Raw genomic sequence first — 26,557 nt, 5'->3', positions numbered from 1 at the left:
TCCCGATTTCAACGCAAATAAAAACATGGGCCGAAGCGACCCATGTCTGTGAATTATGCGACTTCCTTCACCGGAACGTCACATTCCATATTTTGTGCTCGCATCGCTTTCGCGCGCATGTGGAACAAGACGAGCAACGTGATTGTCCCGATGGTGGCGATGACGTACGGGATGACCCCATCCATCTTGAAGCCGATAGGTGCCGTCAAAATGTAGAACCAGACGGCATACAACATGAACGTCCCTGGGATGAGCGCGATATAGTGGTTGCGCCCTTTGATGTACAAGTACATCGCCCCGACGAACAAGGCGATGACCGCCGTCGTCTGGTTGGCCCAGTTGAAGTATTGCCAGAGCATCTGGAAGTCCATGTTCGTGAGCGCGTATGAGATCACGAAGAGTGGAAGTGCGATCCAAAGGCGTGACGAGAATTTCTTCTGCGCGATGCTCATGTAGTCGGCGATAATCATCCGCGCGCTACGGAATGCCGTGTCACCTGACGTGATTGGCAAGACGATGACACCGAGGATGGCGAGTGTGCCGCCGATGCTGCCGAGCATGAGTGTCGCCACTTCTTGAACGACGAGTGCCGGTGTACCCGTTTGAATCAACCCGAGCAATTCGCCTGGCTCAAAGATGGCCATGGCTGCCGCGGCCCAAATCATGGCGATGACCGCTTCGACGATCATCATGCCGTAGAAGATTTCACGGCCATTGCTTTCTTTCATCGTCGTCCGCGAGATGATCGGTGACTGCGTGGCGTGGAAACCAGACAACGCCCCACATGAGATGGTGAAGAAGAGGAGCGGCCAAATCGGCAAGCCATCCGGATGCATGTTCGTGAGTGTCATCTCTGGAATCTGGTAGCCTTGTGCGAACAGGCTGACAGCGATCCCGACGGCGCTGATCATGAGGAGCGCCCCGAAGAACGGATAGATGCGTCCGATGATTTTATCGACCGGAAGGAGCGTCGCCAAGATGTAGTAGGCGAACACGGCGAAGATGACGATCGTGAGCGTCGTCGCATTGCCGTCGAACAAGTTGTTGATCATATTACTCGGTGACGTGACGAATACTGTCCCGACCAAGAGTAAAAGCAAGAGTGCGAACCCGTTGACGACGTGGCGGAGCGAGCGGCCGAGGAACTTCTCAGCGAGTTGCGGCAAGTGCGCTCCGTTGTTACGAAGCGAGATCATGCCCGTCAAATAGTCGTGTACCGCTCCCGCGAAAATCGACCCGAAGACGATCCAGAGGAAAGCGACCGGTCCGTATAGCGCCCCCATGATCGGTCCGAAAATCGGTCCGACGCCGGCGATGTTCAACAACTGAATCATCGAGTTCCGTTTTTTCCCCATCGGCACGTAGTCGATGCCGTCCTGTGACGCATAGGCAGGCGTCGTGCGTTCTTCTTTGATGCCGAACGTCTTCTCGACATAGCTGCCGTACACTTTGTACCCGACGAATAAAATCGCCAAGGCAATAAAGAATGTAATCATGTGTGCTGTCCCCTTTTGTGCATATGTAGCCGATCCCGGTCGGCCCCGAAAAATGAATCCCGTTGTTTTACACGTATAATGTAAACGCTTACGTGACTGATTATACAGCAGTTACCACTTTTTTGTAAGGGGTTTCGTTCATTTTTTTGACACTTTTTCGAACACGAAAAAACGGCGCCCCGCAGGACGCCGTCTCGGTTGAATCGCTTATTTCAAGGCGAACTTCGCTTGCTTCGCCCCTGCGCCCGTATAGTCGCTCGCGATGACCGCGTAGCTTCCTTTGGCGAGACCTTTTTTGAATGTGAATGTATACGTTCCGGCCCAGCTCGCTTTCACTTTGGCGACTTGTTTGCCTTTCGCGTCTTTCAAGACGACGACGGCTCCCGGTGTCGTTTTCCCGATGATTGCTTTCGTGCCGGCTTTGACACCTTTCGTGTTCTTCGGTGTCGCGATGGCCGCTTTCTTGAGCGTAAACGCCTTCGCTTTGACGACCGTTCCCGTCACATCTTTGGCGACGACTTCATAGTCGCCATAGATGAAGCCGGCCCGTTTCGTGAATTCGAACAATCCGTTCTTGTCAGCCGTCGCATACGCGATCGTTTTGCCGTCACGCTTGAGCGTCAACTTCGTCTCCGGTGTCGCTTTTCCGGTAATGACGTTCGTGTTGGCGTACGTCAACTTCGACGCAAGCGCCGGTGTGCCGACGAAGCCAGCACCGACGACTTTCGTTTCCGTGACCGAAGCGCCATCGAGTTCAGAGACGATGGTGAGCGATTGACGGAGCTTGAGCGGTTTCGTCACGAGCGTATACGCACCGTCTTGATCCGCTTTCGCTGTCGCGAGCACTTTGTCGCCATCTTTCAACGTGACGTTCGCGTTCGGTGTCGTCGTCCCTGTCACCGCTTTTGCGCCCGGCTTGATCGTGTTCACCGTGAGGGCGAGTTCGACTGCCGCTTGATCGAGTTCGATCGTGTATGTGCGGAACAAGCGATTCGCCGCATCCGGACGTGTCGTCTCGGTCGCTTCGATGCCTTCATACAGGTCGACGTACTGTTTGCCGGCATCGGCCGTCTCGAACTTGGCTGTCCGCTTCGCGTCGGCAACGATTTTCCAGTTGTCGTCCGCTTTGTATTCGAGCTTGCCTGAGACGATATAGTCCGAAATCACGTTCCGTGTCTCATACGCTGAACGGTAAACGATGTTCTTCCCGCCACCGAGACCCGGGAACGATGTCGAGCCAGCGCGATAGTTGTTCGTCGCGACGAGGAACTCTTGGTCGAGTGTGATCGGCTTGCCGTTATACTTCACGTTCTTGACGCGGTTCGCATCTTTGTTTTTCAGTGTTCCACCGATATCGAACTTGGCAGGACCAGTCACATCAATCTCATACGTGAGGCCGTCGAGGATATCGAAGTTGTAGCTGCGGAACTCCAAGTTAAGCAACTCATCGTTCGTATCCGAGACTTGTTTGTACGCCCCGGCTGACATCTCGAGCCAGTCCATCACGTCCGCACCCGTCACTTTGACGACTTCGAGCGTGTTCGGGAAGACGTACAGGTCGGCCACGTTCTTTAACGCGATCGAGCCTTTCGGGATGTTCGTGTAATAGCTCGCGTCCGTCAACTGACGGTTACCGGCTTTGAACGGAGCCCCCGCCGAGAGGATTGGAAGCTCTTTATATGCCGCGAGTTCTGGGTTCGTCGCGAGTTCTCTCTCGACGTACCATTTCTGCGCGTTCGTCACGAACTGGACCGATGCGTCGTCACGGACGAGCGCGAAGTAGCTTTGGATATCGTCTTGAATCTCACCGACTGGGCGGTTGATGTATTCGATTGTCGCCTTATGGTCCGCATCGATGAGCGAGGCGATCGTCGGGTCTACCGGTGTGTCCGCCTTGACCGTGTCGAGTTTCGCGTTCGCGTCGAGCACGCTCCACTTGCCGTCGACGAGCTCGAGGTCGAGGTCGATGACCCCGAGATCTTTCCCTTGGTTGTTCGCCATGACGACCGGCTTGCCGTTGATTGTGCCTTTGTCCATGTTCACATGCGGGAAATCTTTGAACATGCCGTTCGCGTCCGGGAAACGGCCGTGCTGGTGACCGGTCATGACCATGTCGAGCCCTTCGATTTTCGTGAGCGTGTAGCCGACGTTCTCTTCCCCGTCTAATTGCTCATCCGCAAGTGCCGCACTTTCCCCGATCCCTGAGTGCGCGAGCGCGACGACGACGTCCGCACCTTGCTCTTTCAATTTGGCGACGGCCGCTTTTGCTGCCGGTACCATATCATCTGCCGTCACCTTGCCTTGGAGGTTCCCTGAATCCCACGACATGATTTTTGGCGGCACGACACCGAAGACACCGACTTTGATTGTATGTGTCTCGCCGTCCCCGTCGACGACTTGGCGTTCAATGATTTGGACTTCTTGTCCGTCTTCATTGTATTTCGAGACGATCGGCTCGCCTGACAAGTCCTTCACGTTCGAGTTGACGAAGCGAAGCTTGCCTTTCGACCCTTGCATCGCGTCATACAAGAACTGGAGCCCAAAGTTGAACTCGTGGTTCCCGAGTGTGACGGCGTCGAACTCGAGCGCCGACATCGCTTGATACATCGGATGCTCGAACGCGCCTGGTGCTTTTTGGTGTTGCTCGCGGACGTAATCCCCGAACGGCGTCCCTTGAAGCGTATCCCCGTTATCGAATAGGAACGTGTTCGGCTTTCCGGCGTCCGTGCGATGTTGCTGAATCAACGTCGCGACTTTCGTCAACCCGATCGTGTTATCGATTTTGTCCTGGAAGTAATCGTAGTTCGTAATGTTCGTATGTAGGTCGGTCGTCTCCAAGAAGCGCAGTTTGACGACGTCCTCGTCTTCCGCTGCCGCGTGTTGGAGCGGGATAAGTGTTGGGACGATGAGCGACGTAGCAATGGCCATCTTCGTAAATTTAGACATGATTTTTCTCCCCATTCATGTGGTGTGCATTGCGGACTAAATATACCATAGCCGGACTCTCAATTTAATGAATCTAACGCCCTATTTCCTTTAAAATTTGGTAAAGAAAGGTCTAGTCTCAGACGACTTTCCGAGAACATGGAAAAGGTCCGAATCCGTATGATGGAACCGAACAGACGACTTCGCTTCACGAGATTTTTTTGGTCGAACTTGTACAGAGGCTAGACTTCGCACAAGCAGTTCGTTAGACCTAAAAAACCATCCCCGACGCGTATCGGGGATGGTCATATCGTCACGAACGGATGCGAATCGAGATCGGTCCGTCGTTGTCGCCTTCCGGCCGCGGGAAGCGGACGTGGAGCGGATAGTCGTGTTTCGGCAAGATTGGCTCGGCGAGCACGGCATCGGCCCGGCCGACGACCTCGTCTCGCTGCATCAACTCGAGTGGGAGGCGCGGGATTTGGAGCGCCTGCTCGGAATAGCCGTTCCGGACGAGGAGTGAGGCGCCGATTTCCGTGTCGGTCACGTCGAGATGGACGAGCAACAAATCGAACTGGCCTTCGGCGACCGGACGGCTGAGGACGTTCATCCGCTTCAGGCGGTGCCACGCCACGTCTGGGAACGCGTCCCGTTCGGCGTCGGTCACATCTTGGAGCGGTGCCGTCGGGTTCATTTGGAAGGCGAGCTGAATCGACTCGGTGTCGAGTTCGTCGACATCGGTGAACAGTTCCTCTTCGAAAAAGTCGAGATAGACGGGCTTACTCGTCATCGCCTCAAACGACGGCAAGTCCATCCGGCTGAGCATCTTCTGGCCGAGCGGTTCGCGGCGTTCGTTCAACAAGAGCACCGGGATCTCGTCGAGCGAGAACTCGGTCGCGACCGTGTTGCGGAATAAGGCGACCACGGACAGGCCTCCCGGGTTCTTCGTCGCACTGAGCAGTTCAATCGACAACTGGTTGTCCGCGAGCGGCGGCAGCGTCGTCGCATGATAACGGAACACGTACTCATCTTCTTTCGAGATATCCATCCCTTCATCGAACACGAGGCGGAGCGCCCGCTCGTCGTCTTGGCGGATGATCGTCTCGACTTTCTTTCGTTTCAACAGTCCGAACATGTCACAGCCCCTCCTCTTCCCGTTGCGCAAAGTATAGATCAAGCTGGCACAGTTGAATCGTCACGTCGCGGGCGATATCGAGATACGTCTCTTGGAAAATCTCGAGCCCTTCCTTGCCGAACTGACGACTCGGGTCTTCCTGGCCGTAGCTGCGGAGTCCGATGCCCTCTTTCAAGGCGTTCATCGTCGTCAAATGGTTCGTCCAGCGGATATCAAGGTGGCTGAGCAGTTGTTGCCGCGCGAAGGCGATGACTTCCGGATAACCCTCGATACGCTCTTGCGCCATCGCGACGATGCCGTCGATCCATGGTGCGAGTGCTCGTTTCAACTCGTCTTTGTCTCCGACCGTGTCGTCCCATGTCGGCGCCTGTTGCGTCAAATACATATAGTCCTCGATAAGCGCGTCAGTCGCCCACTCTTCCGGGACGAGTTCGGCGTCGATATGACGGTCGAGCGTCTCGTTGAGCGCGAGGCGCATCATGGCGAGCACGTTGTTCAAGATGGCCGTCGCATTGGCGTCGACCGCCTCATCGCGAATCGAGTAGATGATGCGGCGCTGTTCGTTCAAGACGTCGTCGAGTTTGAACATGTAGTCACGGACCGATACGCCGACGCCTTCAATCGTCGTCTGGGCGTATTCGATGATCACGCCTGCTTCCTTATGGCGAATCTCCCCGTGCTCGTCCGGCTTCAGTTTGTGCTCGACACGTTTCAACCGCTCGGCGGCATATCGTTTGACGAGGTCGTCCTCGAGCGAGACGAAGAAACGTGACATGCCTGGGTCGCCTTGGCGTCCCGACCGTCCACGGAGCTGATTGTCGACGCGGAGCGACTCGTGTCGTTCCGTCCCGATGACATACAAGCCGCCGCGTTCGCGCGCCGTCTCGTCTAAGACGATATCGGTCCCGCGTCCGGCCATGTTCGTCGCAATCGTCACGTGTCCGAGCCGTCCCGCCTCGGCGATAATCTCGGCTTCTTGGGCGACCGTCTTCGCGTTCAACAGCTCATGCTTGATGCCCTGTCGCTCGAGCTGTTCGCTGACGGCCTCCGACTGGGCGATCGAGGTCGTCCCGATCAAAATCGGTTGTCCCGTCGCGTGGATGGCCGCCACTTCTTGTCCGACCGCCGCATACTTGTGGGCGATTGTATCAAAGACGCGGTCCGGCAAGTCTTCACGCAGACGTGGCCGGTTCGTCGGCACTTGGACGACGTCCATTTGATACGTCTTCATGAACTCTTCGCGTGACGTCTGGGCTGTCCCGGTCATGCCACCGAGGAGCGGATACATCCGGAAGTAGTGTTGAATCGTGATTTCAGCCGTCGTCTTGTTCTCTTCGGTGATGTCGAGCTGTTCTTTCGCCTCGAGCGCCTGATGGAGGCCTTCCGACAGGCTGCGTCCTTCCATGACCCGCCCCGTGAACAAATCGATTAACTCGATTTTGCCTTCTTGGACGATATAGTCGACGTCCCGCTCGAACAATACGTTCGCCCGGAGCGCCTGCATCATGTAGTGATAGAGGACGTGGTGCTCGGCGGAAAACAAGTTGTCGACCGAGAACAACGCTTCAATCTTCTCGATGCCCTTATCCGAGAACATGACGGCGCGCGCCTCGAGGTCGACCGTATAGTCGTCTTCCGTCAATTGACCGAACACGGTTTGGGCGAGACGTTTCAAACGGACGTGTGACTCGTCCTTCTGGGCGATGATGAGCGGCGTCTTCGCCTCGTCAATCAAGACGCTGTCGACTTCATCGAGCAACGCGAAATGGAACGGACGCTGGACCCGTTCTTCCGGCGAGCCGACCAAGTGGTCCCGAAGATAGTCGAAGCCGAACTCGGTCCCGACCCCGTATGTAATATCGGCCGTATACGCCGCTTGTTTGTCAGCGAGCTCCATCTCCGGCACGTTCAACCCGACCGTGAGTCCGAGGAACGTGTGAATCTTGCCAATTTGCTCGGCGTCACGTTGCGCCAAATAGTCGTTCACCGTGATGACGTGGACGCCTTTTCCTTCGAGTGCTTTGACGAACGCCGGCAATGCCGCGACGAGCGTCTTCCCTTCCCCGGTCGGCATCTCGGCGATATTTCCTTCGAGCAGGGCGAGACCGCCGATAAGCTGGACGTCATAGTGACGGAGCCCAATCGTCCGGACGGATGCCTCACGAACGAGGGCGAACCCTTCCTCCGTGATGGCGCGGACATCCGCACCGTCCGTAAGCCGCTGTTTCAGTTCGAGCGCGTACTGGCGAAGCGCTGCATCGTCCAAAGCTTGCATCGTCTCCTCATACGCGTTGATGCGTTCGACTTGTTTCTTATAGGTTTTCAATCGTCGTGCCTGATCATTGGTCAATTGCTTCACAAAATCAATCACAGGATAGCCTCCATCGTCCGAAACCATATTTGTCTAGCTACCCTCTCATTATAACGGATTTTGTTTCCGCCTCGCTTTATTATTTCGGTAAATTCCAAAAAGATGGAATTTTATTCACCATCCATCCTTTTTTTGACTCTTTTCAAAATTTGTTTTCATTTTTCTATTTGAGACGGCGTGAGACCGTGATACGATGAGAAAAACAGAACGCTTGTTCGTAAAAAAGGAGAGGTGGCTATGCGACGTCGGATTTTTTGTATCGATAGCGTCTCATTCTATGCCAGTTGCGAGTGCGCCGCCCGCAAGTTGAACCCGTACAAGACGAAGCTCGTCGTCTTATCAAACCTCCAAGATCACGGCGCCCTCGTCCTCGCCGCGACACCTCCGATGAAGCAGCTCGGCATCAAGACCGGCTCCCGGCGCTTCCACATCGACCGGTTGCCGTGGCACGAGCGGCGGCACATCATCTACGCCGAGGCCCGGATGAGCCACTATTTGAACGTGTCCGTGCAAATCGTCCACATCTTGCATCAGTTCGCACCCCCCGAGGCAATCCGCGTCTACTCAGTCGATGAGACGCTCGTCGACTTGACCGGGACGGAGCGGCTGTTCGGGAACGATGCGCACGTCGCCCGCCTCATCCGCTCGACCGTGTTCCGCTATACCGGCATCCCGGTCACGATCGGCATCGGTCCGAACAACGTCCTCGCCAAGCTCGTCCTCGACCTTCATGGGAAGAAGACGGGTGTCGCCAGCTGTTTCCTCCACGACGTCGAACGATTGATCCACCCGGCCCCAATCGGCAAGATGTGGGGCGTCGGTGCGAAGATGGAAGTCCATCTTCGGCGGCTCGGCATCGACACGATCGGCGACCTCGCCCGCTATCCGCTCGAGACGCTCCATGAGAAGTTCGGCGTCATCGGCGCCGAGCTGTGGCATCACGCCTGGGGCATCGACGAATCGCCGACAATCCTTCCGCCGAGCTCGTTGTTCGGGGCGAAACGGCAGCGGCCCCGGACGATCGGCCACGGCATCACGCTCATGAAAGACTATACGACGTACGCGGCCATCCGGCTCGTCTTACAGGCCATCGCCGTGGAGGTCGGGATGCGGACGCGACAGGCCGGTCTCGTCGGCGGCAGCGTCCATCTCGGCGTTCGCTACACCCGGACGAGCGAGCGGCGCGGCTTCAGCAAACAAAAAAAGCTCGCCCGCTTCACAGCGGACGAGCGCGAGTTCTTGCCGGTATTGTTGACGCTCTTCCTCGACGCGTGGGACGAGACGGAGGCGGTCCGGTATGTCTCGGTCGCCCTCGGCAAGCTCGAGCCCCGGAGTGACCACGTTCAGCTGTCATTCTTCGAGGACGAGTGGGCCCGGGCGCGCCGGTTCGACTTCCTCGATCTCGTCGATAGCTTGAACGTCCGCTTCGGGCGCGGCACGATCCGCCCGGCGTCGAGTTTACTGAAAGACAGTCCGCTCCGTACCCGCCAGCGGTTAATCGGCGGACATAAACAAGGAGGTGAATCGTCATGAGTCAGACCCGCTACAAAGACCGCGGTGAATTGAAATGGATTCCGTTCCTCATGCCCGAGCACGTGGCGCTCCTGAAGAAATATTACGCCCACGTCCAAAAGATCGAGCTACCCGACTTGGATGAGCAGTTGCTCTATTTATGGCAGACCGAGCTCGAACGCGCCATCCGTGAAGGCGACGCCGTCGAGCTGACGCTGTTCGACAACGGCATGACCCATACGGTGCGCGGCTACGTCCACGCCATCTATTACGCCGAGCGTGAAGTCGAGCTGTTCGACACCGAGGTGCTTCGCATCCCGTTCGGTCAGATTCTGTCCGTCCGTTAAGACGCGTCAATTGCTTCCTGCGTCGTATCGAACGTATCGACGTCATCGAGGACGCCGTAATGCGCGAGTGTCTGCCGCACCGGTGCCGACAAGTGCGCGAAAACGACACGACGATCGGCCGCTTTCAGCTCCCGGACGACACGGCGAATCTCTTCGACGGCCGTCACATCGATGACCGGACAGCGATGGAAGTTGAAGATGAACACGTCGGGCTCGTCATGGATATGATGCAGGACGTGCTCAAACATCTCGATCGCGCCGAAAAAGAGCGGCCCCTCGACGCTGAAGACGACCTGGCCGTCCCGCGTCACATACCGTTCCGTCTGTTCGCGGACGTCGATCGTGTCGGCCATCCGTTTCGCGAACAAGGCGAGCGCACAGATGACCCCGACCTCGACGGCGACGACGAGATCGACAAAGACGGTCAGTCCGAGCGTGATGAGCAAGACGAGCGACTCGGCCGAACGATGCCGGAGCATCTCGAAGACGTGATGCCGCTCCGACATGTTCCAGGCCACACGCATCAAAATCGGTGCAAGTGCGGCCAGTGGGACGTAGCTCGCGAGCGGTGCCAACACGAGCACAGCAAGGAGAACCGTCAAACCGTGAATGACGCCGGCACGACGACTGACGGCACCCGCTTGGATGTTCGTCGCCGTCCGGGCGATGGCACCGGTCGCTGGGATCCCCCCGAAGAACGGGACGACGACGTTGGCGAGCCCTTGCCCGAACAGTTCCTTGTCCGGGCTCATCTTCGTCCCCGCCATCCCGTCCGCGACCGCACCCGACAACAGTGACTCGAGCGCCCCGAGGAAGGCGATGGCGAACGCCGACGGAAGCAACGTCGCAATCAAATTGAGGTCGATGGCGAGCCAGTTGAAGTCAGGCAGTCCGCTCGGGATACCGCCATAAGCGCTGCCGATCGTCGCGACTTCGCCAGGAATGACGAGACTGACGAACGTCGGCACGAGCATCGCCATCAACAGGAGCGGCAACTTGACGGGCAGCTTCGGTACGAGCCAGAGCGTCAAGAAACCAATGGCGGCAATGAAGACGGGCCAAAGACTCGCCTCCGGCAATGACGTCACGAGCTGAAGGAAGTTCTCGTGGAAGTGCGGCGCCTTCTCGAACGTGATGCCGAACAGTTCGTCGAGTTGGTCGACGAAGATGACGACGGCAATCCCGGCCGTAAAGCCGATCGTGACAGCACGTGGCATGAAGCGGATGAGCCGTCCGACACGGAGCATGCTCATGAGGAACAATAGAATCCCGGCGAGGAATGTCGTCACGAGCAACCCTTCGTAGCCATGCGCGAGCATGACGCCCGAGACGATTGGGATGAAGGCGCCGGTCGGTCCGGCAATTTGGAACGTCGAGCCCCCGAACAGGCTGACGAGGATGCCGGCGATGATGGCCGTATACAGGCCGTACACCGGTCCGACACCTGAGGCGATCGCAAACGCCATCGCGAGCGGCACGGCGACGACCCCGACGGTGATCCCGGCCGAGATGTCTTTTTGCCATCCTTGGCGTGATGTCATGAAGTTGTCCATTCTTGCATTCCTTCTTTCCATTATGTCGAAAACGAGTTCAGTGTACGCCTGTCCCTGCCCTTTGTAAACGACTCCGTCAAAACGTTAACATAATCGACAAAACAAAGACGCATCGCGATGGATGCGTCTTCGTTAATTCGTCGGTGCCTCGACGACTTGATCGCCCTCATCCGCATCTTCCCCAAGCAGACGGACGTGACGGCCGAACAACCACATGACGACGAGGTGGGCTTTCGCCTGCGTCTTCGTATAGAACCACCACGGCAGCGCCGGTACGAACTCATGGATGGCGACGAGCCCTTCGTCCGACTCGGGGAGCCGTCTGAACTCGAGTCGTCCCGTCTTGTCGTCCTCACTCAGTTTCGTGAACAGACCACCATCGATTTCATACGATGCCATATCATCCGTCGCCTCGTCCTCGAGCGACAGATGGAGCGCGACGAATGACGGACGGAGGAGCGCAATCTCCCAGTCATCGTCTTCTTTCGTCGTTTGGATGAGCGGATACGCGAGCCGGCCGAGCCACTCGAAGTACGTGTCGGCCATCCATAGCGCCGATTTGTTCTCTGGCAGACCGAACCGTTGAATCGAGCGGACGGTATACTGTTGCGGCGCTTTTTTCTTCTTGCCGCCACCTGACTTCTGTTTCTCTTCTTCCTCGAGCGCGTGCTCGACCGCTTCCTTGAACGGGATTTCCCCTTGCTTGACGCCGGTCGTGTCTTTCGCGACCATGGCGTGGCCCATGCTTTCGACAAGCGGATAGACGGTGTCTTTCGGCTCACCCGTCACCGCCATGACCCAGAGGCGGGATAGCTTGATTGTCGGGAACGGGAAGTCGATCATGACGCGGCGTTTGCCCATGACCTCAGCCGTATCTTCAATCATCTTCCGATACGTCATCACTTCTGGGCCGCCGATATCGATATGATGGTCGTACAGCGCCTCGGTCCCGACGACCGAGATGAGCGCTTGGACGGCTTCACGCAAGTCGATCGGATGCGTCTCCGTCTTCGTCCAGTTCGGGAGGATCATAACCGGCAACCGTTTGACGAGTTTCGCGAGAATCGGGAACGACGAACCTTCTGGACCGATGATGAGTCCGGCCCGAATCGTCGTCACCGGCACCCCTTGCCCACCGAGAATCCGTTCGACCTCGAGCCGGCTCTTCAAGTGACGTGACAACGTCTTCGATTCTTTCGGAATGATGCCGCTCAAGTAGACGATTTGTTCGATGTCATTCGCTTTCGTCGCCCGGGCGAAGTTATCGGCGATGAGCGCGTCCATGTCTTCGAACGTCGCCTGCGTCAATCCGCCGTCCGGAATCATCGAGTGGACGAGGAACATGGCGTAGTCCGCTCCCTCGCACGCCTCGCGTGTCTGTTCATACGAGAACAAATCGCACGACCGCCACGTGATGTGGTCCTCGTCTTCTTTGTTCTTCGTCGAGCGGGATAAGGCGATGATGTCGTATTCTTCTTTTAAATGGTCCATCACGTTCGAGCCGATATAACCGCTCGCGCCCGCGATGACGATGGTTTTCCGCATAGTGGTCACTCTCCCCTTTATTTACACATAAAGGTACTGTACCCGTCTTAGGCTGAGATTAAATCAGTCCCGCGCCCTACAGTATGTACTGGAAAATATATGTAAACTAAAGCCAACTACAAGCGGAGGAGGAATGACTATGGGGTTTTGGTATTTCTTGATGCTATTGATCGGTGGAGGGCTCGTGATTCGCGGCCTATTCAAAAAGAACACAAGCGGGCTGATACGCTTCGGAAGCCTCGTCATCGGCGGTCTGTTAATCGCACTCGGTTTGTTCATGTTCCAAGACGGAAGTGATGCGATTGTAGCGGATTTGTTTAACTTGTGGTGACGATAAACTGAACAAAAACACTTCCTGCTCGCAGAAAGTGTTTTTTCATTAGAACGATAGAATTAACGGGGTCCCGTCATTGAGAATTTCTCCGTTTTTAGCGATATAGTCGACATGAACATCCGCATGGCGTAACATGTCGCTCTCTTGTAGCGCTGCCATCCAGGTGCGGACGAGTGCCTCATCCCCTGACTCCGGCATCCGAGGAATCGTCACCAAGATTGTCGGTACGACGTCGGCTGTTTTATAGGCGAGCGGGTTCGCCGCCGAAGCGTCGAGTTCTCGTACGGCTACTTCATCGTAAAAAACATCGTACGTGACATCACGGCCAAACGCCGTCATGACCGAATCCTCGATGACATCCGTCACGTCATCTTCCCATTTCGATGCCAGGAACGTGTCGACGACTTCCCCTGTCGTCTCATCCGCATAAACGAAAAACTCGGTCCCTGTCACGGAATCAACTGCGGTTGCCGCATATTCGAACGGGAAATTTCCCATGTTGTCGAACGTGACCTCTGTCGTCAATTCGGCATTGTCGAAACGCTCCGCTACATACGGCTCAGCGAGTTGGATTGCTTTTGCTTCTTCATTGGGGTCGGACTTCATCGACTGATTGAACACAAAAACGAGGCCTCCCATCCCGACGACAAGCACCCCAATCGCAATTAATGCCCATTTCCAAAAGCGCTCCACACCAATACCTCCTCTAAACCGTCTATGTACCACCAAAAAAAGTATCTCAGCTTCTTTCTATCAGTGTATCAGACAATTTATGGAAGGGTTTATTTTATTCAAAGGTATAGTTTTAAGGGTAATGAGTTTCTAGTTTTCTAAGGTCCCGAATTTTTGAACATCACCTATCCCACAAACCTATGCCCTCGGTGCCCAATTGGCTTCAAACCCATTCTGCACCGCATAGTCATACAGGTGAATCAATTTCGTTTCTTTGTATGTCTCCATCTGTTCTGCCACGCGCAACTCATGATTTCGTTCCAGAAGAGCGTAAAGATAATCAATCTTCGCCATCCGATTGTTCTTGCTCGTATTACAAGTCGGACAAGCGAGGACAAAATTCCATAGAACATCATTCTGTATGTAAGACCACGGGATAAAATGGTCGACATGGATCTGTTTGAGCGGCTTCATACAATAAAAACAGACGGAATGACCATGGCTCAGCAAAATTTGTTTGAACTCGTCGAGCGATTGACGAGCCGAGACGAATTCGATTTTGTTCAAGATTCGCTCCATCGCTTCGCGTGTATTGTATTTTTCCAGAAAGACGGCGAGTTGATAATTCGTAACATTCATCAAGACCCGTTTATATTTCTCAAAAAAGATGACGTAGCTCGGCACAAGTTTGACCCACTCTTCTTTCCGATTGAATGAATAGACGGTTCCCTCGAACGAGGTATAGAACGATCCGTACACGTACTTCTTATAGAACTGATTCACGTTTCGAATCAATTGTTGTTGCTGCTGAACCGGCAGACGATCAAAGTTCCAAGTGGACGGAATTTCATGTGTCGCTTGAAACGTGAGCATCGTTTTTTCGACCGAGCTCAATTTCTCAAGTTGATTCACTTGTCGCAATCCGTGTTTCACAATCAAATTCCAATACATCTTCGTCACGTGTCTTGAAATTTGCTGGAACGTCACTACACCGGAATCACTTAGTTCGGTCGTGCATTCGAGCAACGCCTTCATAAGCATATGCTTGTACGTCGTCGTATGTGTCGCATTCATTAAAAATTGTTGTGTATAGCGCCATAAGTCAGTTTCTGTTAAGTAGACGTTTTTTGCCTCAGCAACACTTAAATCCCACCCCAATGACCTCACCCCCACTCATTCGTTACATCATCGATTATAACGAATGAGGAACAAGAACGGATCAAGGTGAATCAAACAGGAGCCGAAAACTCTTTTTTGATTTGTTCTATATCGATATTTGTTTTTTCATGGATATAATGGACTAACGTATCATACTGTTCGACAGTATTTAGCTTTTTAAATTTCTCAACATCTCCTTCAAAGTCTTTAAAGTACTCACTTTGATAATCAGGATTGTTAAAGAGCTTTAGATACTCCATATAATCTTTTACAGTCATCTGGCTCACGATTTGAGACAAGATTGCATCCCACTCTTTTATCCGACTCTCATGAATCTGTTTTTTGATGACGATGTCATGCGCCTGCTCGAATTTGATTTGTTGAATGCATTGCTCCACTTCCATCTTATACTGGAACAATTCGTCTCGATTTTGAGTGTTTAATGCAGGAACAACCTCTGTTAAATAATATTGATATCTCTTCTTTCGAGGATGCATGATTTTGTCTTTTGGTTTTTTAGGATTCGATTCTTTATTCGAACGATTTTTAAGTCGTTCCGTTACACCAAATGCACCAATTGCTCCAACAATTTCTTTTTTATGTTCAAGTGCAAACTTTCCTACTGCCGGACCATACTTCTTGACTCCATTGATAATTAATTCCGTAGATTTTTTTGACATGAGGATTCCTCCTATGATGGTTATATATTCTCGTGACGTTTTTTCAAAAACAGCTCATAGTATATATTCAACAAAGCAATATTCAATCCTTTGATTCCGTTTAAAAGTCCAAATAATGGTGTTGTCCATTCACAAAGAAAGGATTATTGAGCAAACACTCAATAATCCTTTTGCTATAATGTTTCCTGATCATTCCCCAGTGTATTTTGCAATACAAATGTGCACAATAATGCAACGAAAAGTACAGAACTTTGCCAGCTGGGTTTTAGTGTTTCGACAACGCATGCGTGACACGATAACTGTCACCTGTAAAGTTTAGTATGTGAGCGTGATGGATGACGCGATCGACGAGTGCCGCAGTCAAGCGCGCGTCGCCAAAGATGCGATTCCATTGGCTGAACTCAAGGTTGGATGTGATGATCAGGCTCTTTCGCTCGTACCAGTCGGTGATGAGATGAAACAGAAGTTCCGCAGATTCTTTTGTGAGAGGGAGATATCCCATCTCATCTAAAATAATCATATCTGCCGACTCGAGACGAGAATGGAAGTTGCCTAGTTTTCCATCCCGCCAGGCCTTGTTAAGTTGCTCGACGAGTTCAGAGACCCGGAAGAACCTCACCTCATAACCTTTGTGACAAGCTTCTCTCCCGAGCCCGATGGCCAAATGGGTCTTTCCTGTACCCGGGGACCCTGTCAGAACGACGTTCTGTGAGTGCTCGACGAAATTCAGTGAGGTCAGTTCGTCCTTATCTAAATGCTTTGGGAAGTAGATGTGATTGCCCCAATGATAGTCGTCTAGTGACTTATTGTTGATGAATTTTGCCTTTTTGATTAACCGTTGCGCTTTCGCTTCCTCGCGGAGGCGCATTTCCATCGAGAAAAGCTCCGTGAGAAACTTTTCAGGGGATTCCGTTGGAATCGATTCATAGATTTCAGCGACATAGGCAAGGCGGAGCGATTTGCACATTTCTTTTAGGCTCATACTGCACCACCTTCTCCCCAAGGCCGATTCAGGCTATCGTACTTGCTCCAATCCACATCATAAGGATGGTCCTCAACCACGGCTGGATCGTCGTCCTCGCTCAGTAGCTCGTATAGGCGTTCATTGATCTCGAGGATTGGATAGAGTGCGAGCTTGGCTCGGATCCAGGCCAGTCTTTCCTGCCGAACGAGTAAGTTGGGTACGCCCAGGTACTCTTTGATTCTACCCGGCAGATATTCGGAATAACGGGAGTGCCCGAAGCTTCTCGGCTTCTTGTGCCAAGTGCTGATGATGTTTTCCCATGGGAGCGCACGCTTTGTCATCATGTAGGGACGTTTTTCTTCGTAGAGGATTTCTCCGTGAAGTGAGAGAATCTTCATCGAATCCCACCTTAAGATGGCGCGTACTTGCCCATGACGAGCCCCTGAAGGGATCAAGACTTTCGTCTTATCGATCGTTATTTCGCCGTACTTGTTCACCTTGAACAGTTCTTCTTTGAAGACGGGGAAGTCTTCTTGCGGCAATCGCAATAGATGTCTCTGCTCTTCTTCGAACAACTCACGGATCAGCACATGCTTTTCGTAATGCACTCTCTCCATGTCATCCCGTAGGGAAGCTGCGAGTTGCCGGTTCGTCGAATCGTAATCATGCATGACAGGGGCTGGGACAAGAAAATTGTACCGAACGTATCCTACCTTGTTCTCGACACTTCCTTTCTCGTTACCTCTGTAAGGATTACAGCTTTGAACTTGGAAGCCGTAATGTGCCATGAACTGCAGGAAAGCATCTGTATAGATCGCCTCTTCTTTTGTCGTTCGTGGTTGGATGACTGCGGCGGGGAGATTATCGATTCTGAGCTGTTGCGGTACACCACCGATTTCTTCAAAAAGCATTTTGAGTCCCGTCAAAAAGCACTCTTGGTTTTCTGCGGGCAGGGCGACAGCTGCTGTGCGGTTACTGAAGGGCAGGCTCATGACGAGGCATTTTACATCGACCGCATGACTATCTTTGACGACTTCCATCGTCCCGAAATCTACCTGTGCCTCACCCGGAGGGTGTTGCAATCGTTCTTGCCTTGTGTCGTTTTCCTCCTCGCTCGTCATATGCCAGCTCTTGATGAAATTGCAGACCGTCCGGTAAGAACCCTCGAATCCGTTCGCCACCAGCGTTTCATAAAGCTTTTTATTCGTTCGTCTTAACTTTTTCTGAAGCATTTGATCCTCGGTCAACCAATCCTCGACCATCTCGCCCCATTTCGTTCCGTACATCATGCCTCTCTTGGGGCGAATGGTTTCACTCGGCAGTTGAGCTGAATCCGCGTATTTTTTTACCGTCCTCCAGTTGAGGTCTAGATTTTTAGCGATTCGATTGATCGAATGTGATTTGTGGTTTCTCAGATATTTGATACAATTGATATCGGACATTGCTAGCATTCCTTCCATCTCCTAACGTTCTTGTGTCGCAACTTAAACGTTAGGGTGAGATTATGGTTGCTGGCAAGTCCTTTTTCTTTTCTAAAATAGGAGTGCAGAGTTGTGTACGTTTCCGTTGCACACTTCTGCACTCCTATTTTGCATTACACACCCAGCTTCTTTCTTCTCTTGTTGCTTCTGCAAATATGCTTCTCGAATCTGATTGATTTTATCTTTTTTATTCGAAATAGCTGGTTTTTTGCCATCTTGATACTTGGCAGCAGCCACTTTACTTTTCGTATCTAATTGATATTTTCCCATTTGATTCACCTGCTTTCATTTCATTGTGATTGAGTTGCTCCATAAAATCAAAAGACCTTCTAATCTCAATGAAATTAGAAGGTCTTCATTAAAAATCATTGATTGCAGTCGTTGCAGACTGCTTAAAAATGGAGACGGCGGGAGTCGAACCCGCGTCCGAAGGCATCGTAACGCATGCTTCTACGTGTGTAGTTTATCTATTGAATCTCAATGTGACACTGCCGATAAACAGGCGTTGTCGCATCCAGTCTGATTCATCTCTTCTTCGCGCCCTCAGACGGCGAGGTTGAAGCGTAGCTTGCTTAGTTTGAGACCCTGAAAGTCATCCACACAAGCGATGGATGTCAGGATCCGCAGGGCACTTAGGCTGCTGCGAGTTGTGTGTTAGTTTTGCCAGTTATAGGCGTTTGCGTTTTAACGAGGCCGACCCCTCGACACGCCACATACGACCGACCTACCCCCGTCGAATCCATAACGTCCCCGAGGTGGTAATTGGTACTACAACAACTATACCACAATCAGGTCTCGCTGTCAGTATTTTTGCCGGTCCCGGAGTGCCCGGTCGACGTCACGCTTCGCGTCTTTCTTCTTCAAGTCGTCGCGCTTGTCATACTTCTTCTTCCCGCGCCCGATGCCGAGGAGACATTTGGCGAAGCCGTTCTTGAGATACACCTTGAGCGGGATGATCGTATAACCGTCACGCCCTTGCGCGCCGATGAGCTGATTGATTTGCTTCTTATGCAACAATAGCTTTCGGACACGAAGCGGCTCATGGTTGAACCGGTTCCCTTGCTCGAACGGGCTGATATGACAGTTGTGAAGCGTCGCCTCGCCACCGTCAAAGCGGACATAGGCGTCGGCGATGTTGATCTTCGACTGGCGCACTGATTTAATCTCGGTCCCCGTCAACACCATGCCGGCTTCAATCGTATCTTCGATCGCATAATCGAAGGACGCTTTTCGGTTTTGCGCGAGCGCGTTCGAATCTTTCTTCTTGGCCATAGACATTCAGTCCTTTACTTCAATATGGAGGAGGGGTCGCCCCCTCCCGTCAGCGACGCTTCTTCGCTCCGCGTTTGGCGTCGCCTGTTCGTTTTTGACCTTCTTTCTTTTTCAAGTCGAGTGCCGAACGTCCTTGCGACGTCTTCGGCTTCTCGCCTGGTTTGGACGGTTTGCCGGCTTGACCTGGTTTCCCTGGTTTACCCGGCTTGCCGCGCTTCGGACGTTTGTCGTCACGGCCGCGGCCTTTTTTGTCGTCTTTCTTTGGACGGCCTTCCGTCGCTTTAATCGTCGTCGGTTGGCGACGGCGCGACTGTTCCCGTTTCGGCATGCCGACGACAGTGAAGTCGATCGTGCGCTCGTCCAAGTTGACGGCGTCGACCTTGACGCGCACCGCGTCACCGATGCGGAACTGACGTTTCGTCCGTTCGCCGAGCAACATGAGCTGCGACTCGTCGAAGTGGTAGTAGTCATCCATCGACTGGAGACGAACGAGTCCTTCGATCGTGTTCGGAAGCTCGATGAACATCCCGAAGTTCGTGACACCGCTGACGACGCCGTCGAACTCTTCACCGAGACGTGATTCCATGTACTCGGCTTTCTTCAAGGCTTGCGTCTCACGTTCGGCATCGACCGAACGACGCTCACGTTTCGACGCCTGTTCGGCGATCGAACCGAGACGGTCCTCGTACTTGGCGATCGTCTTCTCTGACACGTCGCCGTTGAAAGCATACGTGCGCATGAGACGGTGGACAATCAAGTCCGGATAGCGGCGGATCGGTGACGTGAAGTGCGTATAGAAGTCGGTCGCGAGGCCAAAGTGACCGAGCGAGACATCATCGTACTTCGCCTGCTGCATCGAACGGAGCATAATCGTGCTGATGACCGGCTCTTCCGGTTCACCCGAGATTGCCTTCAAAATCTTCTGAAGCGTCTTCGGTTCGACCTTCTGGCCTTTGAACCGTTCGATATGCACGCCGAAGTTCGCGACGAAGTCGAAGAAGAAATCGAGCTTGTCCGATTTCGGGTTATCGTGCACACGGTAGATGAACGGCACGTCCATCTTGTGGAAGTGTTCGGCGACCGTCTCGTTGGCCGCGAGCATGAACTCTTCGATCAACTTTTCGGCGACCGAGCGCGGACGCAAGACGATGTCGGCCGGTTTGCCTTCCTCGTCGACGACGACTTTCGCCTCGGCGAAATCGAAGTTGATGGCACCGCGCGAGTTACGGCGCTTGCGGAGCACTTCCGCGAGTTCGGCCATCAAGTCGAACAACGGGATATACGGCTCGTAACGTTCGAGCGTCGCTTCGTCGTCACGTTCGATGATCTCACGGACGTTCGTATAAGTCATCCGCTCCGTCGTCTTGATGACACTCGGGAACAGCTCATGGCTGACGACCTTCCCGTTTTGCGGGGAGATCTCCATGACGCAGCTGAGCGTCAACCGGTTGACGTGCGGGTTGAGCGAACAAATCCCGTTCGAGAGACGGTGCGGCAACATCGGGATGACGCGGTCGACGAGATACACACTCGTTCCCCGTTCGAACGCCTCGACGTCGAGCGGTGACCCTTCCGTCACGTAATGTGACACGTCGGCGATATGGACGCCGAGCTCATAGTTACCGTTGTCGAGTTTCTTGACGTGGACGGCATCGTCCAAGTCTTTCGCGTCTTCGCCGTCAATCGTGAAGATCGTCTCGTTACGAAGGTCGACACGCCCCATGAAGTCTTTCTCGTCGGCCTCGTCCGGTACGGCGTTCGCCTGGTCGATGACATCTTCCGGGAACTCCGTCGGGATGCCGTGCTTATAGACGATTGACAAGATGTCGACGCCTGGGTCGTTCTTGTGTCCGATGATACGGACGACGTCACAAGCTCCGGCGAAACGTCCGTCCGGATATTTCGTGATGCGGACGACGACTTTATGGCCATCGACGGCACCGAGCGATTTGTCCGGGTTGACGACCGGCCAGAAGTTGATGCGCTTGTCGTCCGGCTCGATGAAGGCGAACTGGTCGAGGCGTCCGCTCGGGAGCGTATACGTCCCGACGAACTCCGACAAGCCACGCTTCAAGACTTTGAGGAGCACGCCTTCGGTCTTGCCGCGGTTGTCCTCGCGTTTTTTGACGAGGATCGTGTCCCCGTGGTAGACGTCTTTCAATTGGTCGGGCGGAAGGAACACGTCCTCCGTCTCCCCTTCGACCGATAAGAAGCCGAAGCCGCGTTGGTGAATCGAGATGATTCCCGCTGCTTGGCCGAGCACGGCGAGCGTCCCGTAACGGTTCGTCCGTGTGCGGCCGATTAAGCCCTCTTCTTCGAGGGTGTTCAAGGTGCGGATGAGCTCTTTAAAGGCATCCGTCGACTCGAGCGCAAGACGCTCGGTCAATTGGTCCACCGTCAGTGCTTTGTCACTGGCTTGGATGATTTCTAGTAGTTGGTCACGTAAATTCAACGTGACACCTCCTTTTTAGACTGACCAGTCTAACGTTTCGAGAAAATCGAGCACGTCCTGGTGCAGTTTCTCTTTTTCTTTATCGAGTGTGATCACGTGTCCCGACTCCTCATACATGAGCAGTTCTTTTTGGAACGCGTTGATCGCCTCGTAAATTTCGTGTGCAGATTCAGGATCGACCATTTGATCTTTCGCCCCTTGGACGACGAGCGCCGGGACGAAAATATCTTCGAGTTTTGTCGTCGTGTCACGGACGAAGGCACGGAGGTCCTTGAGCGTCGGCATCGGTTTGAAGTCCGCCATCTCCTGTTCGATCTGTTCAGGTGATTTGTCTTCTCGAGATTTATATTCTCGAGCGTAGGCTTTGACTCCTTTGTATAACCGATCTTCGGCATCGATTCCGGTCGGGGCACACATCGGGATGACGCCTTTGACGTTTTCCTCCGAAGCGAGGCGAAGCGACATGACGCCGCCGAGCGAGAGGCCACAGACGGCAATCTCCTCATAGCCTTTCTCTTTCAACGACTGGTAGGCGTTCATGACGTCTTCCCACCAGTCCGCCGGTCCGTACTGAAGCAATTCTTCCGGCGGGACGGCATGGCCCCGGTACTGGGGACCCATACACGTATAGCCTTCTTTTTGCAGGAAACGACCGAGCATGCGGACATCCGCGCTCGATCCGGTAAAGCCATGTAACATCAACACGGCACGTGGTCCGCCTTCAAAGAAGAACGGTTTCGGTGCTGTAATCTTCATTGCTAACGTCATCTCCTCATACAATCCATTATTCCCAAAAAATAATTGAAAAAAACAAAAGCCGACCGCCTCACGTAAAAATCGAGAACGATCAGCCTTTCATCATAATGATGCGACTAGTAATCCTAAAATGAAAAACAATGTGCCTAGTACAGCTGCAGTTCGGTTCAAAACAGCGTCGAAGCCGCGCGCTTTCTGGCGGCCGAACAACTGCTCCGCGCCACCTGCAATCGCCCCAAGACCTTGCGACCGACCTGACATGAGCAGTACGACGACAATCAATAAAACAGCCACGACGAGCAGGCTGATTGTAGCGATCGTTTGCATAGTAGTCAGTTCCTCCTTCTTTTTACACGCTTCTTATTATATAGAAGTTGGCGTCAAAACGCCAGCGTTCAAATTATCGGGATGGGTAGCTGAACCCTTCCCCGATAACCTCTTTCACTTGGTGGATGACGACGAAGGCACGCGGGTCGGTCACTTCGACGATTCGCTTGAGCGGACCGATTTGACGCTTGTCGACGATCATATACAACATGTTCTTATCTTGCTTCGTATAGTAGCCGTGACCGTGGATAATCGTCGCCGAGCGGCCGAGCGTCTCCGTCAACACGACGGCGAGCTCTTCTTGCTTGTCACTGATGATGGTGACGGCCTTGCGGATGTTGAGCCCTTCGGCGACGAGGTCGATGACCCACGAGCCGATGATGATGGCGATCAACGTATAGAGCACGACCTGCTCCCCGAGGATGAAGCCCGACGCCCCGACGACGATCGCATCGATGATGAACATCGACACGGCGACGCTCATGTGCAAGTAGCGCTCCATGAGGCGGGCGATGATGACCCCGCCCCCGGTCGTCCCGCCGACGCGGAGCACCATACCGATGCCGACCCCGATCATAATCCCGGCGTACACGGCCGCAAGCAGTTTGTCCTCGGCCGGGCTGCCCCAGTCATGGGTCAAACTGAGGAAGAACGACGTTGCGATGACGGCGACGACCGAGTATACCATCGTCCGGCGGTCGAGCAGCTTATAGCCGACGATGAATAAAATCCCGTTCCCGATAATCGACGTGACCCCGAGGTCCCAGCCGAACATATAGTACAGGATGATGGTGACCCCGAGCAGGCCGCCTTCCGAGAAGTCGTTCGGGACGGTGAAGTAGTTCACCCCGAACGAGAGAATGAATGAGCCGGCGACGATCCAGGCGATATCCTTCAAGGAAATCGATTGGAGCTTCTTCCAGACTTGTTGACGCAATAGATGTTGTTGCTGACGTTTCATCATTTGTCCCCCTTCCATATAAAAAAGACCGCGGCACAAAGCCGCAGTCTAAGTCTTACTGTTGAACTGGCTTTGGCGCACCGTCTTTCATAATCGGCAACTTGCGGTCCACGACGTTCGTGTAGACGTTCAAGAGTGCCTCTTTTTCCAAATCCCAGTTATATTGCTCACGCGCCGTCTTCGTGTTCTCTTTGACACGGGCGTAGAGTGCTTGATCGTCGAGCAGGCGGTTGACGCCTTCGGCGATCGATTGTGGGTCGTGCGAATCGACGACGACACCGACGTCGTTGCCGGCGACGACACGTTCGATTTCCGGGAAGTCACATGAGACGACCGGTACTTCGGCCATCAAATATTCGAACAGCTTGTTCGATGACGCCGAGTAGTGGTTGAAGCAGACGTTGTTCAACACTTGGAAACCGAGATACGCGTTCATCGTATAGTACGGTAACGCCTCGACCGGTACTTTGTCAATCATCTTGACGCGGTCGCTGACGCCTTCGTCCTCGATCATCTGTTTAATCACCGGCTTGAGTTTCCCGTCCCCGATCATGACGAGCGTGCCTTCGTTGAAGTCCTTGACGGCGAGGATGAGTTGCTCGAGTCCGCGGCCGGCTTGAATGCCGCCTTGATACAAGAGAATCTTTTCATCTTTCGGCAAGTCGAGGAGCGCATGCAAGTCTTTGCGGAGCGTGAAGTCGAGCGGACGATAGAACGGATAGTTGTGGAGCACGTACGGATAGAAGCCGTAGAGTTCCTCGTTGTGCGCCGCGCGCGTGTGGTTCTCGACCATCATCGAGTCGACGTATGGCAAGAGCCAGCCTTCGAGATTACTTTGGATATAACCGTAACCGGTCCGGTCCGTCTGGACTTCGTGCGAATCGTAGACGATTTTGCCTTTGTTGACGAGTTTCCCGGCGATCAACGCCTGCGGGAGCGTGTTCAAGTCGTTGGCGTGATAGAAATCGTACGACTTCTTCGTCGAAGTGAACACCATCTCGAGCATCGCGCTCGCGTTGACGATGTTTTTACGCACCGGTGGGAACAAAATCGCACCCGCTGCCACACCGAGTCCAATCATCGTCAGTGGTGCGAGGACGAGCAGTCCCGCGCCGACGAGTCCCGCACCGAGTTGACGCGTCTTCTTCGCGCTGACCCATGTGCGGACCGACTTGAGCGCCTTCATCCCGTTGGCGAGAATCGACGGCTGACGTTTGACGCGGATGACGCGGAATCCTTCCGGACGCATCTCCTCTTTCGGGAGTGACGGATTTTTCGGGTCTTGGAGCGCGATCAAATCGACTTCATAGCCCGCTTCGGCGAGCGCCGAGCATTCGCGCAAGACGCGCGCATCATTCGTAAAATGGTTCCATACAAACATACATACTGACTTCATCGTGTTTCCTCCATCGTTACTTTTTCTATCACGTCTTCGAGGACGTGTATGTTGTTTTCCCAACACAGATTGTCTTTCACATAACGGATCCCGTTCACGCCGTACTTCTCACGCAACTCGGGACGTTCGAGCAGTTTCCGGAGCATGAGCTCGATCTCGTTGATGTCACGCTTCCGTGACACGTAACCGACCTCGGCCGCTTCGATGACATTCGCCGCATGGCCTGACACCGCCGCGACGATCGGTTTACCGACCGCCATATAATCAATCAATTTACCCGGGATGACCGTATCGAACACTTCTTGCTCGATCAGGCTGACGAACGCGACATCCGCGTTCTTGATGGCTTGGAACGCCTCCGTCCGAGGCATCGCCTCGAGGAAGAGGAAGTTCTTGAAACCGCGGGCTTTAATCATGTCTTTCAACTCGTTCTTCCGGTATCCGTAGCCAATCAATTTGAAATGGACGCGCGGCTCGTCACGGAACCGCTCCGCAAGCTCGAGCAAGAGCGATACATCTTGGGCGAGGCCCATGTTCCCGGCGTACAGAATCTCCATCCGGTCGTCCTCAGGGACGGTCCGCTCGAGGTTGCGCTCGCTCTCGCGAATCGAGTTCGGCATATAGTGAATCATGTCGTTGTCGACGCCACGTTGGCGCAAATAGCTACGGAACCCTTCCGAGTTGATGATGATTTCATCGGCCGCCTTATAGAGCCGCTTCTCAAACCAAAACGCCGGGGCGAGCATCCAGTCGTGTTTGAACACGCCGACGCCTTTCACCGACTCCGGCCAGAGGTCACGGACGTCCAAGATGAACGGGACGCCATACTTCCGTTTCGCATACACACCGACGAACGCCATAAAAAAAGACGGGGTCGTCGCAAAGACGACATCCGGTTTCGAGTCGAGCTTTTGGACGGCAGCGACGCCTTTAATCATCTGTTCCAAAAACAAAGCGAGCCGGCTCACCATGTTCGACGTATGCTTGCGTTTCTTCGTGATGAGACGCTTGATGAACGGCTGGTTGTTGAGCGCCTTGTCGTTCCAGAAGCGGTCGTCTTTATACAAGTTGAAGTTCGGATACGACGGGGCGGCCGTGATGACCTCCACCTCGTAACCGCGTTCTTTCATGAGATGCGTAATATTTTGCATCCGGTTACCGGCACTGCCGATTTCCGGATAATAGTTTTGACAGACCATTAACATTGTTTTCAAAAATAA

The 26,557-nt window shown here is 53.7% G+C and carries 22 protein-coding genes and 1 other RNA gene; 3 read left to right on the top strand and 20 right to left on the bottom strand.

What is annotated here, in order from left to right; translation table 11 throughout:
• Positions 1 to 53: 53 nt before the first annotated feature.
• The 4 genes from ACZ2GZ_RS04725 to secA2 form a co-directional block, all read right to left on the bottom strand.
• Positions 54 to 1,496 carry a carbon starvation CstA family protein gene (locus ACZ2GZ_RS04725; protein WP_021065477.1) on the bottom strand — a complete coding sequence of 481 codons (1,443 nt, stop codon included), beginning with the start codon at positions 1,494 to 1,496 and terminating at the stop codon, positions 54 to 56.
• Positions 1,497 to 1,703: 207 nt separating this feature from the next.
• Positions 1,704 to 4,442 carry a bifunctional 2',3'-cyclic-nucleotide 2'-phosphodiesterase/3'-nucleotidase gene (locus tag ACZ2GZ_RS04720; protein WP_214715924.1) on the bottom strand — a complete coding sequence of 913 codons (2,739 nt, stop codon included), beginning with the start codon at positions 4,440 to 4,442 and terminating at the stop codon, positions 1,704 to 1,706.
• Positions 4,443 to 4,734: 292 nt separating this feature from the next.
• Complete coding sequence (locus tag ACZ2GZ_RS04715; RefSeq protein WP_021065475.1) at positions 4,735 to 5,556, bottom strand: SLAP domain-containing protein; 822 nt, start codon at positions 5,554 to 5,556, stop codon at positions 4,735 to 4,737.
• A 1-nt stretch (position 5,557) separates the two neighbouring features.
• The gene (gene secA2 / locus ACZ2GZ_RS04710; protein ID WP_131472362.1) at positions 5,558 to 7,927 is read right to left on the bottom strand and encodes an accessory Sec system translocase SecA2; all 2,370 of its coding nucleotides are present in this window, start codon (positions 7,925 to 7,927) and stop codon (positions 5,558 to 5,560) included.
• Between the two features lie 237 nt (positions 7,928 to 8,164).
• Here secA2 and ACZ2GZ_RS04705 point away from each other — a divergent pair, with 237 nt between their 5' ends.
• Together ACZ2GZ_RS04705 and ACZ2GZ_RS04700 are read left to right on the top strand one after the other, a co-directional pair.
• Positions 8,165 to 9,460, top strand: a complete 1,296-nt coding sequence (locus tag ACZ2GZ_RS04705) for a Y-family DNA polymerase (protein ID WP_131472360.1) — start codon at positions 8,165 to 8,167, stop codon at positions 9,458 to 9,460.
• The gene (locus tag ACZ2GZ_RS04700) at positions 9,457 to 9,786 is read left to right on the top strand and encodes a YolD-like family protein (protein ID WP_021065472.1); all 330 of its coding nucleotides are present in this window, start codon (positions 9,457 to 9,459) and stop codon (positions 9,784 to 9,786) included. Before ACZ2GZ_RS04705 ends, ACZ2GZ_RS04700 begins: the two co-directional genes overlap by 4 nt.
• Here ACZ2GZ_RS04700 and ACZ2GZ_RS04695 read toward each other — a convergent pair.
• Both ACZ2GZ_RS04695 and ACZ2GZ_RS04690 read right to left on the bottom strand, forming a co-directional pair.
• Entirely contained in the window at positions 9,783 to 11,339 is a 1,557-nt protein-coding gene (locus ACZ2GZ_RS04695; RefSeq protein WP_214715931.1) for a SulP family inorganic anion transporter, read from the bottom strand. The two genes, ACZ2GZ_RS04700 and ACZ2GZ_RS04695, sit on opposite strands and share 4 nt — an antisense overlap.
• 132 nt (positions 11,340 to 11,471) lie before the next feature.
• The gene (locus ACZ2GZ_RS04690) at positions 11,472 to 12,884 is read right to left on the bottom strand and encodes an NAD-dependent epimerase/dehydratase family protein (protein WP_214715933.1); all 1,413 of its coding nucleotides are present in this window, start codon (positions 12,882 to 12,884) and stop codon (positions 11,472 to 11,474) included.
• A 139-nt stretch (positions 12,885 to 13,023) separates the two neighbouring features.
• Between ACZ2GZ_RS04690 and ACZ2GZ_RS04685 the strand changes: the two genes are divergently transcribed.
• Positions 13,024 to 13,215 carry a hypothetical protein gene (locus ACZ2GZ_RS04685; RefSeq protein ID WP_214712810.1) on the top strand — a complete coding sequence of 64 codons (192 nt, stop codon included), beginning with the start codon at positions 13,024 to 13,026 and terminating at the stop codon, positions 13,213 to 13,215.
• Between the two features lie 48 nt (positions 13,216 to 13,263).
• Here ACZ2GZ_RS04685 and ACZ2GZ_RS04680 read toward each other — a convergent pair whose 3' ends face one another.
• From ACZ2GZ_RS04680 to ACZ2GZ_RS04615, 14 genes are all read right to left on the bottom strand, one after another.
• Positions 13,264 to 13,911, bottom strand: coding sequence for a hypothetical protein (locus tag ACZ2GZ_RS04680; protein WP_214715935.1), 648 nt, complete (start codon positions 13,909 to 13,911; stop codon positions 13,264 to 13,266).
• 177 nt (positions 13,912 to 14,088) lie between these two features.
• Positions 14,089 to 15,048 (bottom strand): HNH endonuclease signature motif containing protein, encoded by a 960-nt coding sequence (locus tag ACZ2GZ_RS04675; RefSeq protein WP_029595069.1) that lies wholly within the window; start codon positions 15,046 to 15,048, stop codon positions 14,089 to 14,091.
• A gap of 71 nt (positions 15,049 to 15,119) precedes the next feature.
• Positions 15,120 to 15,728, bottom strand: coding sequence for a hypothetical protein (locus ACZ2GZ_RS04670; protein ID WP_029595068.1), 609 nt, complete (start codon positions 15,726 to 15,728; stop codon positions 15,120 to 15,122).
• Between the two features lie 265 nt (positions 15,729 to 15,993).
• Positions 15,994 to 16,710: an IS21-like element helper ATPase IstB gene (gene istB, locus ACZ2GZ_RS04665; RefSeq protein WP_029595512.1), complete on the bottom strand. Its 717-nt coding sequence runs from the start codon at positions 16,708 to 16,710 to the stop codon at positions 15,994 to 15,996.
• On the bottom strand, positions 16,707 to 18,134 hold the full coding sequence (istA, locus tag ACZ2GZ_RS04660) for an IS21 family transposase (RefSeq protein ID WP_470295604.1): 1,428 nt from the start codon (positions 18,132 to 18,134) through the stop codon (positions 16,707 to 16,709). Before istA ends, istB begins: the two co-directional genes overlap by 4 nt.
• A gap of 90 nt (positions 18,135 to 18,224) precedes the next feature.
• Positions 18,225 to 18,443 (bottom strand): hypothetical protein, encoded by a 219-nt coding sequence (locus tag ACZ2GZ_RS04655; RefSeq protein ID WP_470295576.1) that lies wholly within the window; start codon positions 18,441 to 18,443, stop codon positions 18,225 to 18,227.
• 126 nt (positions 18,444 to 18,569) lie between these two features.
• Positions 18,570 to 18,925, bottom strand: a transfer-messenger RNA (tmRNA) gene (gene ssrA, locus ACZ2GZ_RS04650).
• Between the two features lie 49 nt (positions 18,926 to 18,974).
• Positions 18,975 to 19,445 carry an SsrA-binding protein SmpB gene (gene smpB / locus ACZ2GZ_RS04645; protein ID WP_029595066.1) on the bottom strand — a complete coding sequence of 157 codons (471 nt, stop codon included), beginning with the start codon at positions 19,443 to 19,445 and terminating at the stop codon, positions 18,975 to 18,977.
• A 49-nt stretch (positions 19,446 to 19,494) separates the two neighbouring features.
• On the bottom strand, positions 19,495 to 21,897 hold the full coding sequence (rnr, locus tag ACZ2GZ_RS04640; RefSeq protein ID WP_029595065.1) for a ribonuclease R: 2,403 nt from the start codon (positions 21,895 to 21,897) through the stop codon (positions 19,495 to 19,497).
• A gap of 15 nt (positions 21,898 to 21,912) precedes the next feature.
• Complete coding sequence (locus ACZ2GZ_RS04635; RefSeq protein ID WP_029595064.1) at positions 21,913 to 22,653, bottom strand: alpha/beta hydrolase; 741 nt, start codon at positions 22,651 to 22,653, stop codon at positions 21,913 to 21,915.
• Between the two features lie 102 nt (positions 22,654 to 22,755).
• Positions 22,756 to 22,980 (bottom strand): preprotein translocase subunit SecG, encoded by a 225-nt coding sequence (gene secG / locus ACZ2GZ_RS04630; protein WP_012726902.1) that lies wholly within the window; start codon positions 22,978 to 22,980, stop codon positions 22,756 to 22,758.
• 73 nt (positions 22,981 to 23,053) lie between these two features.
• Positions 23,054 to 23,941 (bottom strand): YitT family protein, encoded by an 888-nt coding sequence (locus ACZ2GZ_RS04625; protein WP_051627700.1) that lies wholly within the window; start codon positions 23,939 to 23,941, stop codon positions 23,054 to 23,056.
• 55 nt (positions 23,942 to 23,996) lie between these two features.
• Entirely contained in the window at positions 23,997 to 25,337 is a 1,341-nt protein-coding gene (locus ACZ2GZ_RS04620) for a glycosyltransferase (protein ID WP_035385649.1), read from the bottom strand.
• Entirely contained in the window at positions 25,334 to 26,542 is a 1,209-nt protein-coding gene (locus ACZ2GZ_RS04615) for a glycosyltransferase family 4 protein (RefSeq protein WP_029595061.1), read from the bottom strand. Before ACZ2GZ_RS04615 ends, ACZ2GZ_RS04620 begins: the two co-directional genes overlap by 4 nt.
• Between the last annotated feature and the right edge of the window lie 15 nt (positions 26,543 to 26,557).

The sequence above is a fragment of the Exiguobacterium sp. KKT215 genome (genome assembly GCF_055635335.1).
This window is presented reverse-complemented; position numbering and strand designations above follow the sequence as displayed.

Coding starts and splice junctions, on each gene's coding strand:
- ACZ2GZ_RS04725 (WP_021065477.1), bottom strand. CDS start 1,496: ATGATTACATTCTTTATTGCCTTGGCGATTTTATTCGTCGGGTACAAA.
- ACZ2GZ_RS04720 (WP_214715924.1), bottom strand. CDS start 4,442: ATGTCTAAATTTACGAAGATGGCCATTGCTACGTCGCTCATCGTCCCA.
- ACZ2GZ_RS04715 (WP_021065475.1), bottom strand. CDS start 5,556: ATGTTCGGACTGTTGAAACGAAAGAAAGTCGAGACGATCATCCGCCAA.
- ACZ2GZ_RS04705 (WP_131472360.1), top strand. CDS start 8,165: ATGCGACGTCGGATTTTTTGTATCGATAGCGTCTCATTCTATGCCAGT.
- ACZ2GZ_RS04700 (WP_021065472.1), top strand. CDS start 9,457: ATGAGTCAGACCCGCTACAAAGACCGCGGTGAATTGAAATGGATTCCG.
- ACZ2GZ_RS04695 (WP_214715931.1), bottom strand. CDS start 11,339: ATGGACAACTTCATGACATCACGCCAAGGATGGCAAAAAGACATCTCG.
- ACZ2GZ_RS04690 (WP_214715933.1), bottom strand. CDS start 12,884: ATGCGGAAAACCATCGTCATCGCGGGCGCGAGCGGTTATATCGGCTCG.
- ACZ2GZ_RS04685 (WP_214712810.1), top strand. CDS start 13,024: ATGGGGTTTTGGTATTTCTTGATGCTATTGATCGGTGGAGGGCTCGTG.
- ACZ2GZ_RS04670 (WP_029595068.1), bottom strand. CDS start 15,728: ATGTCAAAAAAATCTACGGAATTAATTATCAATGGAGTCAAGAAGTAT.
- istB (WP_029595512.1), bottom strand. CDS start 16,710: ATGAGCCTAAAAGAAATGTGCAAATCGCTCCGCCTTGCCTATGTCGCT.
- istA (WP_470295604.1), bottom strand. CDS start 18,134: ATGTCCGATATCAATTGTATCAAATATCTGAGAAACCACAAATCACAT.
- ACZ2GZ_RS04655 (WP_470295576.1), bottom strand. CDS start 18,443: ATGGGAAAATATCAATTAGATACGAAAAGTAAAGTGGCTGCTGCCAAG.
- smpB (WP_029595066.1), bottom strand. CDS start 19,445: ATGGCCAAGAAGAAAGATTCGAACGCGCTCGCGCAAAACCGAAAAGCG.
- ACZ2GZ_RS04635 (WP_029595064.1), bottom strand. CDS start 22,653: ATGAAGATTACAGCACCGAAACCGTTCTTCTTTGAAGGCGGACCACGT.
- secG (WP_012726902.1), bottom strand. CDS start 22,980: ATGCAAACGATCGCTACAATCAGCCTGCTCGTCGTGGCTGTTTTATTG.
- ACZ2GZ_RS04625 (WP_051627700.1), bottom strand. CDS start 23,941: ATGAAACGTCAGCAACAACATCTATTGCGTCAACAAGTCTGGAAGAAG.
- ACZ2GZ_RS04620 (WP_035385649.1), bottom strand. CDS start 25,337: ATGAAGTCAGTATGTATGTTTGTATGGAACCATTTTACGAATGATGCG.
- ACZ2GZ_RS04615 (WP_029595061.1), bottom strand. CDS start 26,542: ATGTTAATGGTCTGTCAAAACTATTATCCGGAAATCGGCAGTGCCGGT.